At 66.1% G+C, this 17,065-nt stretch carries 12 protein-coding genes and 2 riboswitches; of the genes, 10 read left to right on the top strand and 2 right to left on the bottom strand.

All coding sequences use genetic code 11. The features are described from left to right. Nucleotide 1: 1 nt before the first annotated feature. From NKF27_RS05925 to pta, 8 genes are all read left to right on the top strand, one after another. A complete protein-coding gene (locus tag NKF27_RS05925; RefSeq protein WP_253555692.1) occupies nt 2-943 on the top strand; it encodes a lysophospholipid acyltransferase family protein in 942 nt (313 codons plus the stop codon). After that, nucleotides 940-1,296 carry a hypothetical protein gene (locus NKF27_RS05920; protein WP_231498501.1) on the top strand — a complete coding sequence of 119 codons (357 nt, stop codon included), beginning with the start codon at nt 940-942 and terminating at the stop codon, nt 1,294-1,296. Before NKF27_RS05925 ends, NKF27_RS05920 begins: the two co-directional genes overlap by 4 nt. 351 nt (nt 1,297-1,647) lie before the next feature. Continuing rightward, entirely contained in the window at nt 1,648-3,234 is a 1,587-nt protein-coding gene (locus tag NKF27_RS05915; protein WP_253555691.1) for a glucan biosynthesis protein, read from the top strand. Then, on the top strand, nt 3,234-5,135 hold the full coding sequence (gene mdoH / locus NKF27_RS05910) for a glucans biosynthesis glucosyltransferase MdoH (RefSeq protein WP_253555690.1): 1,902 nt from the start codon (nt 3,234-3,236) through the stop codon (nt 5,133-5,135). Before NKF27_RS05915 ends, mdoH begins: the two co-directional genes overlap by 1 nt. 63 nt (nt 5,136-5,198) lie before the next feature. Then, a riboswitch (TPP riboswitch) is annotated at nt 5,199-5,352 on the top strand. An 81-nt stretch (nt 5,353-5,433) separates the two neighbouring features. Beyond that, the gene (gene tenA, locus NKF27_RS05905; RefSeq protein ID WP_253555688.1) at nt 5,434-6,102 is read left to right on the top strand and encodes a thiaminase II; all 669 of its coding nucleotides are present in this window, start codon (nt 5,434-5,436) and stop codon (nt 6,100-6,102) included. 11 nt (nt 6,103-6,113) lie between these two features. Next, nucleotides 6,114-6,248: riboswitch (TPP riboswitch) on the top strand. A gap of 77 nt (nt 6,249-6,325) precedes the next feature. After that, the gene (thiC, locus tag NKF27_RS05900) at nt 6,326-8,278 is read left to right on the top strand and encodes a phosphomethylpyrimidine synthase ThiC (RefSeq protein WP_253555686.1); all 1,953 of its coding nucleotides are present in this window, start codon (nt 6,326-6,328) and stop codon (nt 8,276-8,278) included. A 368-nt stretch (nt 8,279-8,646) separates the two neighbouring features. Next, complete coding sequence (locus tag NKF27_RS05895; RefSeq protein WP_253555684.1) at nt 8,647-9,861, top strand: acetate/propionate family kinase; 1,215 nt, start codon at nt 8,647-8,649, stop codon at nt 9,859-9,861. Then, nucleotides 9,858-12,020 (top strand): phosphate acetyltransferase, encoded by a 2,163-nt coding sequence (gene pta / locus NKF27_RS05890; RefSeq protein WP_253555683.1) that lies wholly within the window; start codon nt 9,858-9,860, stop codon nt 12,018-12,020. The genes NKF27_RS05895 and pta overlap by 4 nt, the downstream gene beginning before the upstream one ends. Before the next feature lie 93 nt (nt 12,021-12,113). Here pta and NKF27_RS05885 read toward each other — a convergent pair whose 3' ends face one another. Then, a complete protein-coding gene (locus NKF27_RS05885) occupies nt 12,114-13,163 on the bottom strand; it encodes a YeiH family protein (protein WP_108131570.1) in 1,050 nt (349 codons plus the stop codon). A gap of 225 nt (nt 13,164-13,388) precedes the next feature. Further along, nucleotides 13,389-15,020, bottom strand: a complete 1,632-nt coding sequence (locus NKF27_RS05880) for a GMC family oxidoreductase (protein WP_253555682.1) — start codon at nt 15,018-15,020, stop codon at nt 13,389-13,391. Nucleotides 15,021-15,245: 225 nt separating this feature from the next. Here NKF27_RS05880 and NKF27_RS05875 point away from each other — a divergent pair, with 225 nt between their 5' ends. Beyond that, complete coding sequence (locus NKF27_RS05875; protein WP_253555681.1) at nt 15,246-16,478, top strand: TRAP transporter substrate-binding protein; 1,233 nt, start codon at nt 15,246-15,248, stop codon at nt 16,476-16,478. Beyond that, the gene (locus NKF27_RS05870; RefSeq protein WP_253555680.1) at nt 16,478-17,065 is read left to right on the top strand and encodes a TRAP transporter small permease; all 588 of its coding nucleotides are present in this window, start codon (nt 16,478-16,480) and stop codon (nt 17,063-17,065) included. Before NKF27_RS05875 ends, NKF27_RS05870 begins: the two co-directional genes overlap by 1 nt.

Genomic DNA, 17,065 nt, shown 5'->3' with positions numbered 1-17,065 from the left:
TATGAACGTCCCCTGGCAACAGCGACTCCAGGCTACCGCGATATCACGCCTGTGGCGGATACTTTCACGTCTGTCACCGGCGACCCTGTGGCGACTCAGCGTCGCCCTGGTGAATGTGGCCTACCCCCTGCTCAAGCGAGAACGTGCGGTGACCAGGCTCAACCTGGAAGTGGTCCATCCCGACCTTTCCGAGGCCCGTCGCGCCGCCCTGGGGCGCGAGAGCCTCAAGCATTCCACCGCCACCATGCTGGAGCTCGGCTTCGCCTGGCAGGGCGACCCCGGCCGAGTGGCCGACAGCATCGTCGAGGTCCATGGCCGCGAACTGCTGGATGATGCCCGCGCCGAGGGCCAGGGCGTGATCATCCTGGCGCCTCACTTCGGCAACTGGGAGGTGCTGAACTTCTGGCTGTCGAGCCACTTCCCCTTCACCGCCATGTACGAACCGCCCAAGCTGGCACCGTTGGACCCGATCATTCGCGCCGGGCGCGAGCGCTGCGGCGCCAGCCTGGTGCCGACCAATCCAAGGGGCGTGGCGGCGCTGCTCAAGGCGCTCAAGCGATCCGAGGCCGTCGGCATCCTGCCCGACCAGGAACCCAGCTGGGGCAGCGGCGTGTTCGCGCCCTTCTTCAAGCGCCCCGCCTACACCGCCACCCTGCTGCCCAAGCTGGTGTCGCGCACCAACGCAAGAGTCGTGACCGGCGTCGCCCTGCGCCGACCCGGGCGGGGCTTCGCGCTGTACTTCCTGGCCGCCGACGAGCGCGTCTACGATAAAGACGAGACCATCTCCTGCAGCGGGGTCAATGCCAGCATCGAGGCGGTGATCGCACTGGACCCGGCCCAGTACCAGTGGGAGTACAAGCGCTACACCAAGACCCTGGAAGAAGAGCGTGGCGACCCCGACTTCCGCCGTTATCGGCTTTACAGCTCGAGGAACATGAAGTGACCACAGCGTCAGTGTCACCGCCGCCGGAGACCCGCGTCGGCCACGTCCTCTATCTGCTCTACCTGGCAGGGCTGGTGAGCGGATTCGTGACACTGTTGATCGCGCTGGTCGTCGCTTACGTCTATCGCACCGACGCCGCCCCCTGGCTGCGCGCCCACTACCAGTTTCTGATCAGCACCTTCTGGATCGGCCTGCTCTACATGGTCGCCGCGGTGGTACTGTCGGTGCTGATCATCGGCCTGGCGCTACCCCCGCTGCTGGTCACCGCCTGGTTCGTGATCCGCTGCATCGTCGGCTGGCGTGCCCTGCACCAGCGCCTGCCGCCGCCCAGACCATCCAGCTGGCTCTGGTAGGCGCGGCAAGACTCTTCCCCCAAACATGCAACCTCCCTTCCTGGACTCCCAGTCGCTCCCTCTTGGCCACCTGAACGTTACCGCTCAGTAACCTGCCCGCCCCAATACCGTCTCCCTTCGGCGACACGGAACCCGAACTGGCACAAATCCTCAAATGCACTCCGATGACATCTATTGCAACTTTTGTCTCGGCCAATAGGCTAGATTAAAGGCTGGCTCGATCTGGCATAGAAAGTGGCATAGAAAGTCGCATAGAACATGCCATCGATGTGAACGGCAGAAGGATCCCCTACACCCCCAGCGGGCGAACCCGAGCCACCGGGCGTTCGTCCGCTCGCAAGGAGAGCGCACTTGGACACGGCAATATCTCGAGAACGACACACCCTTGCACACCGGCGACCTGGCTCGCGCAACCTGGCGCTCGCCTTCGTCGGCGTCATCACCAGCGTTGCCCTGGCGACGCCGGCCATGGCCGTCGAGACCGGCGCGCTGTTCGAACAGGTCACGAACCGGGCCAAGGAAATGGCCGCGTCCCCCTATGAAGAGGCCTCGGCCGAGTTGCCCGAAGCCCTCAGCGAGATGGACTACGATCGCTACCGGCAGATTCGCTACCGCGATGAGCGGGCGCTGTGGAAGGATGACGGCGACTTCGAGGTGGAGCTCTTCCACCCGGGCTTTCTGTATGACCAGCCGGTAGATATCCACCTGCTGGAGGATGGCGAGGTACGCTCGCTGCCCTTCGAATCTGAGCGCTTTCGCTACGACGACGATGCCGCCGACCTCGCCGAGCTCGATCTGAGTGGGCTCGGCTATGCCGGCTTTCGCCTGCACTACCCGCTCAACCGCGCCGACTACAAGGATGAGTTTGCGGTATTCCTGGGCGCGTCCTACTTCCGCCTGGTCGGACGAGATCAGGGCTACGGCCTGTCGGCCCGAGGCCTGGCCATCGACACCGCCCTGCCTCAGGGCGAGGAGTTTCCCGCCTTTCGCGAATACTGGCTGGTCAAGCCACAGCCCGGCGATACCCACATGACGGTGCTGGCGCTGCTGGACAGCCCGTCTCTGGCCGGCGCCTACCGCTTCGACATCACCCCGGGCAAGCGCACCCAGATCGACACCGAGGCTCGCCTGTTTGCCAGGGAAGACGTCGAGAAGCTCGGCGTCGCACCGCTGACCAGCATGTTCCTGCATGGCGAGATGGATCGCCGTCAGGAGGACGACTACCGCATCCGAGTGCATGACTCCAGCGGCCTGCTGATGGCCACCAGCACCGGCGAGTGGACCTGGCGCGTGCTGGAAAACCCCGAAAGCCTCCAGATTTCCGGGCTGCAGGACACCTCGCCCAAGGGCTATGGCCTGGTCCAGCGCCCCCAGCACTTCAACGCCTACCTGGACATGGAGGCCCGCTACGAGCGTCGCCCCAGTCAGTGGGTCGAACCCCAGGGCGAGTGGGGCGAAGGCCATGTGGAGCTGGTGGAGATTCCCACCGACAGCGAGGCCCACGACAACATCACCGCCTACTGGGTGCCCGCCACCCCGCTGATGGCCGGCGACTCCCGTACCTATCGCTATCGCACATGGACCTTCGGCGACACCCCCACGGCCGAACCGCTGGCACGTGTGGTGCGTTCGCGCCAGGGCTGGGGCGGGGTGCCGGGACAGAGTGATCCCCCCGACGAGCGCCTGCGTCAGTTCATCATCGACTTTCGCGGCGGTGAGCTCGAGGGACTGGACCCCAGCCAGCCGGTCGAGATGACCCTGACCACCTCCAGTGGCGAGACCGCCGAGGCCAAGGTCACACCGCTGCCCGACGACGACACCTGGCGCGCCAGCTTCACGCTGCTGCCCGACGGCGACCAGCCCGCTGATATCCGCCTGACCCTCATGCTTCGTGGCGAGCGCCTGAGCGAAACCTGGAACAGCATCTGGAGCCCCTGATGAACGCCCATACTCCCGAGGTACCCTGGCCACGCCTGCGACGTCTTGGCGTCGGCCTGGCCATTGCCGCCACCACGGCGCTGGGGGTCTGGACCATGTTCCGGATCCTCTACGTGGAGGGCATCAGTCCGCTCGAGATGGCGATCATCGGCCTGTTCGCGATCACCTTCGGCTGGATCACCATGGCCTTCTGGAGCGCGCTGATCGGCTTCGTTCTCAACCTGACCGGGCGTGACCCGCTGAGCCTGAAGCCGCGCCATTCCTATCCCATGCGACCCGAAGGCTCCCGCTCCCGCACCGCCCTGGTGATGCCGATCCACAACGAGGACGTGCTGCGTGTCGCCGCCGGACTCGAGGCCACCTGCAAGGATCTGGACGGACTGCCGGAAGGCATCGAGGTGGAAGCCTTCGTGCTCAGCGACAGCACCGACGACGAGGTAGTGGCCGAGGAAAAGGCCGCTATGGCCGAGCTGCAGAAGCGCCTGGAAGGCCACTGCCAACTGCACTACCGCCACCGTGACAGCAACGTCGGGCGCAAGGCCGGCAATCTGGGCGACTTCTGCACCCGCTGGGGCAGCCACTACGACTACATGCTGGTGATCGATGCCGACAGCCTGATGAGCGGCACGACCGTCATCGAGCTGATCGACGAGATGATGGCCAACCCGCGCCTTGGCCTGTTGCAGACGGTGCCGATTCCGGTGCGCCAGGACAGCCTGTTCGGCCGCGCCAACCAGTTCGCTGCCGCGCTCTACTCGCCGATGCTGGCCAGCGGTCTGAGCTTCTGGCACGCCACCGCGGCCAACTACTTCGGCCACAACGCCATCATTCGAGTGGACGCCTTCACCGATGCCTGTGGCCTGCCGGAGCTGCCCGGCAAGCCGCCGCTGGGAGGCGATATCCTGAGCCACGACTTCGTCGAGGCGGCCCTGCTGCGCCGCGCCGGCTGGCAGGTGCGCATGCGCACCGACCTGGGCGGCAGCTTCGAGGAGATGCCGAGTCATATCCTCGACTACGCCAAGCGCGACCGCCGCTGGGTCCAGGGCAACCTGCAGCATATGCGCCTGCTCGGCGGACGCGGACTGCACGTGCTAAGCCGGCTGCACTTCTTCTTCGGTGCCCTCGCCTACCTGTCATCGCTGGTGTGGCTGGCGATCCTGGTGATCAGCACCATCGACGCCCTGATCCGGGCACTGGTGCCGACCAACTTCTTCACCTCGAGCTCCCAGCTGTTTCCCGACTGGCCGATCGCCCCGCCCAACCTGATCATGCCGCTGCTGATCGGCACCCTGGGCATGCTGCTGATGCCCAAGGTACTGGGGCTGGTGCTGGGACTGATCCAGAACCCGCAGGCCTACGGCGGGCGTGCCCGGCTCGTCGCCAGCATGCTGCTCGAGACGCTGTTTGCCATGCTCATCGCGCCCTTGATGATGGTGTTCCACAGTCGTTTCGTGATTCAGGTACTGAGCGGCCGCACCGTGGCCTGGGATCCACAGTCCCGCGAGGGCCGCGCCCTGCCCTGGAAGGAAGCCTTTCGCCACACCTGGCTGTGGTCACTGATCGGCGCCTTGTGGGCGCTGGTGACCTGGGCCTTCACCCCGAGCTTCTTCATCTGGCTGACGCCGGTGTGGCTCGGCCTGGTGATGGCCGCCCCGCTGGTCCGCTGGAGCTCCAGCCTGACCATCGGCCGGGCCCTGAGGCGCGCCGGCCTGTTGCTGGTCCCGAGCGAGACCCGCCCCCCGGCGGTGGTGGGCGAGCTTCGCGTCGCCGAGGCACCACCGCCCCCGGCGACCCCGGCCGAGCCGCCACGGGAAATCCCCCGCGAGATGCCGGTGCAGTCGTTTCGCGAGCACGGCACGGACTCGGCGCCGGATGTCTCCGGCGAGAAGTCCATCGACTGAGCCGGATCCCGCCCGGCTTCACCGTGGTGGACACCCCGGCAAGCCGTGCTAGACTCGATCCAGACTCGCTTGACGGGGTGCCGGTGAATCCGGCTGAGATGGCGCAGGGCCAGCGTGATGTATCGCCGGCCGCCAGCGCCGATCCCGTGGAACCTGATCCGGGTGCGGTGTGGCTTCACACCTTGAACCGGCGTAGGGAATCAGGCGGTGGTGCCAGCCCCTGCGCGCGCACCTCCCTCCTTTCTCGTCGCCGTGTCCCTTGCCGCCGCCCTCCGGATCCGCACCAACCGGAGGCAACATGGGCTACCGCTTTACCGATCTTGTCGACGCCTGCCGCGATGACTGGCACGCCTATATCGAACACGACTTCGTGCTCGCCCTTGGCCGTGGTGAACTGGCCGACGCCAGCTTCCGTCACTACCTCAAGCAGGACTATCTGTTTCTGCTGCAGTTCTCCCGGGCCTACGCCCTGGCGGCCTACAAGAGCCACAGCCTCGACGAGCTGCGCGGCGCCTTCGACGGCATGAAGACCATCCTCGACGTGGAACTTGGCCTGCATCTCGCCTTCTGCCGCGACTGGGGCATCAGCGAGGCCGAACTCAGTGAGCTGCCCGAAGCCCGCGCCACCCTGGCCTACACCCGCTACGTGCTGGACGCCGGCAGCCGCGGCGACCTCCTGGACCTGCACGTGGCGCTGGCCCCCTGCATGGTCGGCTACGCCGATATCGCACGAAGCCTCAACGCCCGCTCGGACACCCTGCGCGGTGCCGACAACCCCTTCGACGCCTGGATCGCCATGTACGAAAGCGACGACTTCCAGGCCGCTGCGCGCCAGGAGCAGGCCTGGCTCGACGATCAGCTTGCCCAGGTATCCGGCGAGCGCTTTACGCGACTGTCACGGATCTTCGCCGACGCAACACGACTCGAGATCGACTTCTGGCAGATGGGACTCGACCTGAGCGACTGACACAATCAGCAGCACGCTTGACGGGGGGCCGCAAGAGGCGGCTGAGATCATGCAACGCATGGGACCCGTTGAACCTGATCTGGGGGTAACCCCGATGCCACGGCATCGCGGTGAGGACCAGCGTAGGGATCAAGCGCTCACGGCCCTGGCCACGACGCCCCTTCCTTCCTCGCGCCATGCCCACAACAACGACAGCACCCAGTGCCGTGAGAAGGACAAGCCAATGCCACTCGATCAACCCGTTTCCGCAAACAAGCCCCGCCATAGCGCGCACTTCCTGGCCGAGACCGCCCAGGTCGACAAGGCCGCGGTTGCGCCGCTGCCGGGCTCTCGCAAGGTCCATGTACAGGGCTCCCGCGACGACCTGCGGGTACCGTTTCGCGAGATTTCGCTGTCAGCGACCCGCACCTCCGGGGCCGACGAAGCCAACCCGCCGCTGCTGGTCTACGACACCTCCGGCCCCTACACCGATCCCCAGGTCGAGGTCGACCTGCGTCGCGGGCTTGCCGAGTTGCGCCGGCCCTGGATCGAGGAGCGCGACGACACCGAATGGCTCGATGGACCGACCTCGGACTACGGTCGCCGGCGCGCCAACGACCCGACACTCGCCTCCCTGCGTTTCGAATTGACCCGAACGCCGCGCCGCGCACGTCGTGGCGCCGATGGCCGCGCCGGCAATGTGACCCAGCTGCACTATGCTCGGCGCGGCATCATCACCCCGGAGATGGAGTTCATCGCCATCCGCGAGAACCAGCGTCGCCAGGCCCTGGCCGATGGCTATCGAGGCAGCGACGAGGTCGAGCGCATCCTCGGCCACCAGCATCCCGGGCAGGGCTTCGGCGCCCGTCTGCCAGAGGAGATCACCCCCGAGTTCGTGCGCCAGGAAGTTGCCGCCGGGCGCGCCATCATCCCCGCCAACATCAATCACCCGGAAGCCGAGCCGATGATCATCGGGCGCAACTTCCTGGTGAAGATCAATGGCAACCTGGGCAACTCGGCGGTGACCTCCTCCATCGAGCAAGAGGTCGAAAAGATGACCTGGGGCATCCGCTGGGGCGCCGATACCATCATGGATCTATCCACCGGAGCGAATATCCACGAGACCCGCGAGTGGATCATCCGCAACTCGCCGGTACCGATCGGCACGGTGCCGCTCTATCAGGCGCTGGAGAAGGTCAAGGGCGTGGCCGAGGACCTCACCTGGGAGGTGTTCCGCGACACCCTGATCGAACAGGCCGAGCAGGGCGTGGACTACTTCTCCATCCACGCAGGCGTGCTGCTGCGTTACGTGCCTCTGACCGCCAACCGGGTCACCGGCATCGTCTCTCGCGGCGGCTCGATCATGGCCAAGTGGTGCCTTTACCATCACCAGGAAAGCTTCCTCTACACCCACTTCGAGGACATCTGCGAGATCTGCAAGCAGTACGACGTGGCCTTCTCGCTGGGCGATGGCCTGCGCCCGGGCTCGGTGGCCGACGCCAACGACGAGGCCCAGATGGCGGAGCTCAAGACCCTGGGCGAGCTGACCCATATCGCCTGGAAGCACGACGTCCAGGTGATGATCGAAGGCCCTGGCCACGTGCCCATGCACCTGGTCAAGGAGAACATGGACAAGCAGCTCGAGTACTGCGACGAGGCGCCCTTCTATACCCTTGGGCCGCTGGTGACCGATATCGCCCCGGGCTACGACCACATCACCTCCGGCATCGGAGCGGCGATGATCGGCTGGTACGGCTGCGCCATGCTGTGCTACGTCACCCCCAAGGAGCACCTGGGCCTGCCCGACAAGGACGATGTCAAGACCGGCATCATCACCTACAAGATCGCCGCCCATGCCGCCGACCTGGCCAAGGGGCATCCCGGCGCCCAGCGCCGCGACAACGCCCTGTCCAAGGCACGCTTCGAGTTTCGCTGGGAGGACCAGTTCAACCTGGGCCTGGACCCGGACACCGCCCGCGCCTATCACGACGAAACGCTACCCAAGGACTCCGCCAAGGTGGCCCACTTCTGCTCCATGTGCGGGCCCAAGTTCTGCTCCATGAAGATCAGCCAGGAGGTCCGCGACTACGCCCGTGACAACGGTCTTGAGGGTGACGGCGACGCCGTCATGGCCGGCATGGAGGAGCGCGCCCGGGCCTTCCGCGAGCAGGGCGCGGAGCTGTACAAGGAGGTTTGAACAAGGAGGTTTGAACAAGGAGGTCTGAACAGAGAGGTCTGAACAGGGAGGTCTAAACAGGGAGGTCTGAACCAGACTGTCTCGACAAGGAGGTCTGAGACAAGCCACTACCCTGCGCATTCCCGGGCAGCGTTCAACCGCCCGGGGATGCACGTTTTGTACGCTCAAGCTCAGTCCCGCCGCACAAAGTTAGACAAAAGTCTAATCCAAAGATTCATGCACTTGACGCTCATCACGGCTTCGTCAGATCCACCAGCAAAGCCGTTCGACTACCTCCCCAGGCCAATTATTCGCGCCCCGGGGCGGTGCTAGATTCGCCGCCATCCCACGCATTCTCGCCTCACCAAGGCGTCTTTTCTGGAGATGGCATGAAAGCCCCGATTCTGGTGATCAACTGCGGCTCCTCCTCGATCAAGTTCGCGCTGATCGATCAGGCCCCCGACGCGCCCCGACTGTCCGGTATCGCCGAGCGCCTGGGCAGCCACGAGGCTCGCCTCAAGCTGACGGACGAACACGGCAGCGCCCGTGAGATCTCACTTCCCCGCGCGACCCACGCCCTGGCGCTCAAGACGATTCTCGAGCACCTCGAAGTCCACCGGCCCATCGGCATCGGCCACCGGGTAGTGCATGGCGGTGAGCGCTTCACCGCCGCCACCCTGCTCGACGACGCCGTGGTGCGCACCATTCGCCAGACCATCAGCCTGGCCCCCCTGCACAATCCGGCCAACCTCGACGGTATCGTCGCCACTCGTCGGCTGTTCGAGGAGCTGCCTCAGGTGGCGGTGTTCGACACCGCCTTCCACCAGACCCTGCCGCCCCACGCCTACCGCTATGCCATCCCCGAGGAGCTCTACAGCCGACACGGCATCCGTCGCTACGGCTTCCACGGCTCGAGCCATGCCTACGTGACCGGCCGCCTGGCAGAGGTCAGCTCCCGTGGTGAAGGCGGCTGGCTGATCGCCCACCTGGGCAATGGCTGCTCCGCCACCGCGGTGTGGGCCGGCAGAAGCCTGGACACCAGCATGGGCATGACCCCGCTGGAGGGCCTGGTGATGGGCACCCGCAGCGGCGACGTCGATCCCGGCCTGCACCTTCACCTGGCCCGCCAGCTGGGCATGTCGCTGGAGGGCGTCGATCAATTGCTCAACCAGAAGAGCGGACTGCTGGGGCTATCCGAGCTGACCAACGACATGCGTGAGCTCGAACAGGCCGCCAGTGAAGGTCACGCCGGCGCGAGCCTGGCCATCGAGGTGTTCTGCTACCGCCTGGCCAAGTCCCTGGCGGGCCTGGCCTGTGCCCTGCCCCGGGTCGACGGCATCGCCTTCACCGGCGGCATCGGCGAAAACTCATCCCTGGTGCGCGCGCGAACCCTGGGTCACCTGGAGTCCCTCGGTGTACGCCTGGACAGTGACGCCAACGAGGGCCTTGGTCGCGGCGAGGAAGGTCAGATCCACGCTCAAGACGCCACCCCGACGCCGGAGATCCGCGTCATCCCCACCGACGAAGAAGGCTATATCGCCAGCCAGACCCGGGCACTGATCGCGAGCCTGACGTCCTCGCCAACGCTCGAGGAGGTTCTGTGAGCACCCAGTCCCGCACGCTGCTGCTGATCCCCGTCGACGACGGGGTCGCCCTCACCTCTGCCGGCCTTGGCCTGCTCCGGGCACTGGATACGCTGGGGCTGGATGCGGGTTTTCTACAGCCGTTCAGCCAGTCTGAAGGTGGCGAACAGGCGAGCAGCAACGACGAACGCGCCCGCTCGCTGGTGGCCAGCACCCTGGGCATAGGTTCGCCACGACCAATCTCGCGCCAGACACTGGAGCAGTATCTCGGCCGTGACGATCGCGATGGTCTACTGGAACTTGCCGTGGAGCGCCACGCCCGCGTCGCACGCCCTGCCACCGGCAAGGCGCCGGCGCTGATCGTGGTGGAAGGCGTTCGACCACTGCCGAGAAACGCCTACGCCTTCGATCTCAACGTGCGCCTGGCCAGCGCCCTCGACGCCCAGGTAGTGCTGGTCGCCGATGGTCAGGTCGCCGACCCCCAGGAGCTGGCCAAGCAGTTGCAATTCCATCGTCAGAGCATCGACGCGGTGGGGTCGGTACGCACCCTGGGCGCCATGCTGATGCGATTGCCGGGGGACGGCGACGGCTCGGCCATCGACCAGACGCTGGCCTCGGTCAGCGAGGTCGAGGCCCGCGCCCACCGCCAGCACTGGCAGCAGCAGCTCGCCACCGGCGCCGATCTGACCCTGCCGGTGGTCGCGGCGGTGCCCTACCGAGCCTCCCTGACCGCGCCGCGAGTGGTCGACGTGGCCCGCGCCCTCGATGCCAGGATCCTGCACCATGGCGAGGCCGATCGCCGCCGCGTCGCCCACTCGACCCTGGGGGCCCGCAGCGCCGAGCACCTGCTCTACGCCCTGCGTCCCGGCGAGCTGATCGTGTCCCCCGGGGACCGCGACGACACCCTGCTGGCGGCGGCCCTGGCCACCATGAACGGCGTGCCCCTGGCGGGTCTTCTGCTGACCCATGGCGAGTCACCCAGCCAGCAGCTGATCGACGTCTGTCGCCCGGCGCTGGCCTCGGGGCTGCCGGTACTCTCGGTGGACACCGACAGCTACGCCACCGTGGCCCGGCTTACCGAGATGTCCGGCGGCATCCCGGTGGATGATCACGAGCGCGCCGAGGCCATCTGTGCCTTCGTCGCCGATCACCTGGATCGTGACTGGCTGCTGGCACTGATTCACGACGACGCCCAGCGCCGCCTGTCACCGGCGGCCTTCCGCCATCAACTGGTCAGCATGGCCCAGCACAAGCGTCGGCGAATCGTGCTGCCCGAAGGCGACGAGCCACGCACCCTGGAAGCGGCCATCCTGTGCCAGCGTCGTGGCATCGCCAACTGCGTGCTGCTGGGCAAGCGTCGCGCCATCCACGAGGTGGCCAAGGCGCGTGGCCTTGAACTGCCCGACGACCTCCAGATCCTCGACCCGGACGCCGAGCGTGGTCGCTTTGTCGCCCCGATGGTCGAGCGCCGGCGTGGCAAGCTGACCCCGCTGACCGCCGAGGCCCAGCTTCATGACAGCGTGGTGCTGGGTACCATGATGCTCGCCGAAGGCGAGGTCGATGGCCTGGTCTCCGGCGCCGTGCATACCACCGCCAACACCGTGCGCCCGGCCTTTCAGCTGATCAAGACCGCCCCCGGCTACGGCCAGGTGTCGTCGGTGTTCTTCATGCTGCTGCCCGACCAGGTGGTGGTCTACGGTGACTGCGCGGTCAACCCCGACCCCGACGCCGAGGCGCTGGCCGAGATCGCCCTGCAGAGCGCCACCAGCGCCGAGGCCTTCGGCATCGAGCCACGGGTCGCCATGATCAGCTACTCCACCGGCGAGTCCGGCAGCGGCGCCGACGTCGACAAGGTCCGCGAGGCGACCCGCATCGCCAGGCAACGGGCGCCGCACCTGGCCATCGACGGCCCGCTGCAGTACGACGCTGCGGCCATCGCCAGCGTAGCCCGGCAGAAGGCGCCGGAGTCCCCGGTGGCCGGTCGCGCGACGGTGTTCGTGTTCCCCGACCTGAACACCGGCAACACCACCTACAAGGCGGTCCAGCGCAGCGCTCGGGTGGTCAGCATCGGCCCCATGCTTCAAGGCCTCAACAAGCCGGTCAACGACCTGTCCCGGGGCGCCCTGGTGGAGGATATCGTCTATACGATTGCGCTGACCGCGATCCAGGCCGGTCAGTAACGACCAACACAGCGCCACAGACCGTCAGAAATGCCAAGGCCCCGGAGAACCGGGGCCTTGGCATTTGTGTGGGCTTTGGCCCGGGACCGCTCGCTACCACTCGGCGATGCCGGTATACAGGCACACCAGCACCAGCCCAAGCAGGAAGACGGTCTCGGCGACCATCAGGATGACGGGCTTCCAGCCAACCACGGCGAGCTTCTGGAAGGAGGTCTTGATACCGAGTGCGGCGATGGCGGTGACCAGGCACCAGCGCGACAGGTCGGTCATGCCCTCGACCATCACCTGGGGGATCACACCAAGGCTGTTGATCAGCACCAGCACCACGAAGGCCACCAGGAAGCTCGGGAACATCGGCACCTTGCCACCTTCACCGCCACGGGCGCGGCGAAACAGCAGCATGAACACCATTACCGCCGGCACCAGCATGGCGACCCGCAACAGCTTGACGAAGGTAGAGATGTCGCCGGTCTCGTCGGAAATCATGTAGCCGGCACCGACCACCTGGGCGACGTCATGGATGGTGCCACCAAGAAAGATGCCGGCCTGGGTGTCGGTCAGTCCCAGCGCACCGACCAGCAGCGGGTAGAGCACCATGGCGGCGGTGGACAGCGTCGTCACGCCAACCACGGTCAGGATGGTATTGCGCTCGGCGATCTCGTTGCGCGGCATCGCCGCAGACAGTGCCAGCGCCGCCGAGGCGCCGCAGATCGCCACCGACCCGCCGGTCAGCAGGCCAAGATCATTTTTCAGCCCCAGCAGTCGCGCCAGCACGCTTCCCGCCAGAATGGTCAGCACCACCCCGGCGACCACCGTCACCACCGGGCCGATCCCGAGTTCCGCCACCTGCTCCAGGGTGATGCGCACCCCCAGCAGGGCAACACCCAGCCTGAGGATGGTGCGGGCGGCAAACTCCACCCCCACCAGGCACGGGCCCTGCTCGCTGAGAAAGTGCAGGGTCATGCCGAACAGCAGTGCGTAGAGCAGGGTCGGGCCGCCGTAGTGATCGGCGATAAAGGTGGTGGCCAGGGCAATGGTGATGCAGATCAGCACCCCCGGCATGCGCTCCCGGGCGGGCTCCAGATGGCGACGCCATCCGGTCACGGGCGTCTCGGGCTTGGCGTGGGTCGTTGGCTGGGACATGGGCGTCCTCTCGTTTATTCGTTGTTCGCGTATCAGGGGTCGCGCTCAGCGGGTCAGGCGATGACGCGCCATTGAAATGATCCTGGCCCAGCCTGCTACCGCGACGTTAGGGCCAGAGCGCGGCCTCGAGTAAGGCCAGGCCCTGATAGCATCGATCCGCTGTCGAGGCTTGGGCGTCAAAGTTCGGGCGTCACAGTTCTGGCGTCGACGTTCCCGCGCTGCCCATCAGGCGACGCGCGCCTGGGCACGGCGATCGGCCTTGATCATGTCCGCCGCGCGTTCGGCGATCATGATGGTCGGGGCGTTGGTGTTGCCCGAGACGATGATCGGCATGATCGAGGCGTCCACCACCCTCAGTCCCTCGAGGCCGTGCACCCGCAGTCGGTCATCGACCACCGCCAGGTCGTCGTGGCCCATCTTGCAGGTGCCCGCCGGGTGGTAGATGGTCTGACTGTAGCGCCGGGCAGCCTCGAGCAATTGCTCGTCGCTCTGATACTCCCGCCCCGGCACGTATTCATCGGTGATCACCTCGGCAAGCGGTGCCTGCTCGGCGATGCGTCGCGCCACCTTGATGGCGTCCACCGCCACGCGGCAGTCTTCTTCGGTGCTCAGATAGTTGGGCTGGATCGAGGGATAGACGGCGGGGTCGGCGCTGGTGATGCGAATACGCCCCCGGCTGGTCGGACGCAACTGGCACACCGAGGAGGTGAAGGCCGAGAACGGATGCACCCCTTCGGCCGGCTTGTCTGCCGACAGCGGCTGCATATGGAACTGGATATCCGGACGATCCAGGCCCTCCCGCGACTGGGTGAAGATGCACACTTGACTGGCCGCCAGGGTCAGCGGACCGGTGCGGGTCAGGGCGTACTGGGTGCCTACCGCCAGCTTTCTGAGCGGATGACGCACCTCGTCGTTGAGGGTGCGACAGGAGGTCTTGAACACCAGCCGGATCTGCAGATGGTCCTGCAGGTTCTCGCCGACGCCTGGCAACGCATGGCGGCAGTCGACGCCGACCTCGGCCAGGTGGTCGGGGTCCCCGATGCCGGAGCACTGCAGGATCTGCGGCGAGCCGATGGCGCCGCTGGACAGCAGCACCTCGAGCCTGGCGCTTGCCCGATGGGTGCTCTGCCCCTGGCGGTACTCGACCCCGACCACGCGCTTGCCCTCCAGCAGCAGCCGCTGACAGTGGGCCCGCTTGACCAGGGTGAGATTGGACCGCTTTAGCGCCGGACGCAGAAACGCCTTGGCGGTGGAGCAGCGAAAGCCCTTGTAGGAGGTCTGCTGGAAGTAGCCCACCCCTTCCTGACTGGGCCCGTTGACGTCGCGGTTCTCGGGAATCCCCGAGGCCTTGGCCGCCTCGATGAAGCGTTCGGCGATCTCGCGGCGCAGGCGCAGATCCGAAACCTTCAAGGGCCCATCGGCGCCGTGGTAGTCATCGGCGCCCCGTTCCTGGCACTCCGACTTCTTGAAGTAGGGCAGCACCGAGTCGTAGTCCCAGCCGTCGTTGCCCAGCTGCGCCCAGTCATCGTAGTCCTCGCGCTGACCGCGGATGTACAGAAGACCATTGAGCGAGCTTGACCCGCCCAGGACCTTGCCCCTGGGCCACTGCAGCCGGCGACCCTCGATGCCCTCGTCGGGGTCGGTGAGGTAGCACCAGTCGGTGGCGGGATTGTGCATGGTCTTGAAGTAGCCCACGGGCACGTGGATCCAGGGATTCCAGTCGGACCCGCCGGCTTCCAGCAGCAGTACCGACACCTCGGGGTCCTCGCTCAGGCGGTTGGCCAGCACGCAGCCGGCGGAGCCCGCCCCCACGATGATGTAGTCGAAAGCCTCTGGCGGTGGTGTTGTGGTTGTCATGTCGCTCACTCAATCGAGACGTTTTGTCTCAATTCACTCTAGCCGCTTTTCTCAAAAGATCAATATCGAGACAAAAAAACTCATTTTTATTGATCTATTCCCGAGAGACTTCTAAGGTGTGGTCAAGGCCCTTTGTCGGGCCCGGTGCCAGGCGACGATCGCCAACCGCGAACGACCCGGCACTCCCCTGCATCCCTACACCAAACACAAGACTGGGAGCCTTCCATGAGTTCACGCCTCTTCTCATCAGACGTGTCGCGCCGCGACTTCCTGAATATCTCGGGTCGCTTCGGCATGACCTCCACACTGCTGGCCGCCAGTGGCCTCGGCGCTGGCCTCACCGCCTCGAGCCTGGCCCGGGCCGCCGACACCGAACAACAACGCCGCTATCAGACCGAGCCCAAGTTCCAGCTGCGCTTCGGCGCCTCCGGGTTCAACGAGCGCAATCTCGATATCCAGAAGTCCGGGCAGCTGTTCTTCGCCCGTGACGTCGAGGAGCGCACCAACGGCGCCATCCGCGTCGAGTTCATGGGCTCCAACGAGGTCTGCAACCAGCTCGACTGTGTCAGCAAGGCCCAGCAGGGCATCGTCGACATCTTCTCGGCCTCGACCCAGAACTCCGCCGGCGGCGCGCCCTACCTGAACGTGCTGGACTTTGCCTACATGTTCCCGAGCGTCGCCTCGATGTTTCACTTCTTCTACGACCCTCGCAGCGAGGCCCTTTTGCGCGAGCCGATGCGCCAGCGCCACAACCTGCAGTTCCTGTTCACCCACTGCGATCTGCGCGGGCTGATGATGGGTCAGAGCTGGGCCGACAAGCCGCTGGTGGACAGCCTCGAGGTGCTTCAGGGCACCAAGAACCGGGTCACCGGCACCCAGCTTGGCCGCATCGCCATGGAGCAGCTTGGCCTCAACCCGGTACCGGTGGCCTGGGAGGAGACCCTGGACGGCCTACGCCAGGGCTTGCTGGACGGCGCCGAGACCTGGATGAGCGCGGTGGCCTACGCCGGCATGGCACCGGTGGTGTCCCAGGCGGTCGACCTGCGCTTCTTCGCCGGTACCGAGCACACCGCCATGAACCTGTCGAAGTTCGAGGCGCTGGATGCCGAGCTGCAGGATCAGGTGATGGAGTCGGCCTACGCCGCCCAGATCTTCACCCAGGGCATGAACGAGGCCGGCCGCTACCAGATCGTCGGCGCCACCGAACACCCCGCCGCCGGCACCGTGTTCGCCGAGAACAACGTTCGGGTCGCTCCGCTGTCCGACGAGATCCGCGCCCAGGCCGAGCAGCTGTGCGCCCCGGAGTTCAACCCAGAGCCCTGGGAGCAGTGGCGCGAGCGGCTCAATGCCTGGGCCGGCGACGTCGATATCTACAAGGAAATCCACACCATCGCCCGGGAGATTCCCCACGACATGGCGGCGGTCAACGTGGCGCCGAAGCGCTGGTGGAGGGCGTAATGACCGATCACAAGGCCACCGCGGCCCAGGCGACGTCGAACGACGTCGCCGATCGGCCGACCCCCGCCTGGCTGGCGCCGATCAAGTGGCTCGACGCCAATCTGGAGAAGGTGATCATCCTGGTCTCCTACAGCGGCATGGCGGGCATCATCTTCGTCGAGGTCATCCGACGCTTCTTCTTCAGCCTGCAGGCGCCCTGGAGCACCAGCATTCCGGTGCTGCTGTTCCTATGGCTGACCTGGTTCGGCGCCTCGCTCAACGTCAAGCAGCGTACCCACCTGTCGCTCAACGAGATTCGCATGCGTCTGCCCTACACCGGTCAGTTCGCCTGCCAGGTGCTCGACGCCGTGCTGTGGATCGGCTTCGGCGCCCTGGTCATCCACTTCACCATCGCCCAGGTGGAACTGGCGCACATGAACTTCGCCATCGTGCCGGGCACCGACAACGTGATGCAGTGGTGGTTCTACCTGGCCACGCCGCTGGCCTGGGCGCTGATCATCTTCCGGGTGCTGCAGAACCTGGCCAGCGACATCGCGCGCTTCCGGCGCCGCGAGCCGTTCAACCTGCAACCGTCCATCATGGACTAG

This window comes from Halomonas sp. DN3 (genome assembly GCF_024137905.1).
In the GTDB taxonomy this organism is placed as follows: Bacteria; Pseudomonadota; Gammaproteobacteria; order Pseudomonadales; family Halomonadaceae; genus Halomonas; species Halomonas litopenaei.
The sequence above is the reverse complement of the archived record's forward strand: the minus strand, read 5'-3'. Positions and strand labels throughout refer to the sequence as shown.

Coding starts and splice junctions, on each gene's coding strand:
- NKF27_RS05925 (WP_253555692.1), top strand. CDS start 2: ATGAACGTCCCCTGGCAACAGCGACTCCAGGCTACCGCGATATCACGC.
- mdoH (WP_253555690.1), top strand. CDS start 3,234: ATGAACGCCCATACTCCCGAGGTACCCTGGCCACGCCTGCGACGTCTT.
- tenA (WP_253555688.1), top strand. CDS start 5,434: ATGGGCTACCGCTTTACCGATCTTGTCGACGCCTGCCGCGATGACTGG.
- thiC (WP_253555686.1), top strand. CDS start 6,326: ATGCCACTCGATCAACCCGTTTCCGCAAACAAGCCCCGCCATAGCGCG.
- NKF27_RS05895 (WP_253555684.1), top strand. CDS start 8,647: ATGAAAGCCCCGATTCTGGTGATCAACTGCGGCTCCTCCTCGATCAAG.
- NKF27_RS05885 (WP_108131570.1), bottom strand. CDS start 13,163: ATGTCCCAGCCAACGACCCACGCCAAGCCCGAGACGCCCGTGACCGGA.
- NKF27_RS05880 (WP_253555682.1), bottom strand. CDS start 15,020: ATGACAACCACAACACCACCGCCAGAGGCTTTCGACTACATCATCGTG.
- NKF27_RS05875 (WP_253555681.1), top strand. CDS start 15,246: ATGAGTTCACGCCTCTTCTCATCAGACGTGTCGCGCCGCGACTTCCTG.
- NKF27_RS05870 (WP_253555680.1), top strand. CDS start 16,478: ATGACCGATCACAAGGCCACCGCGGCCCAGGCGACGTCGAACGACGTC.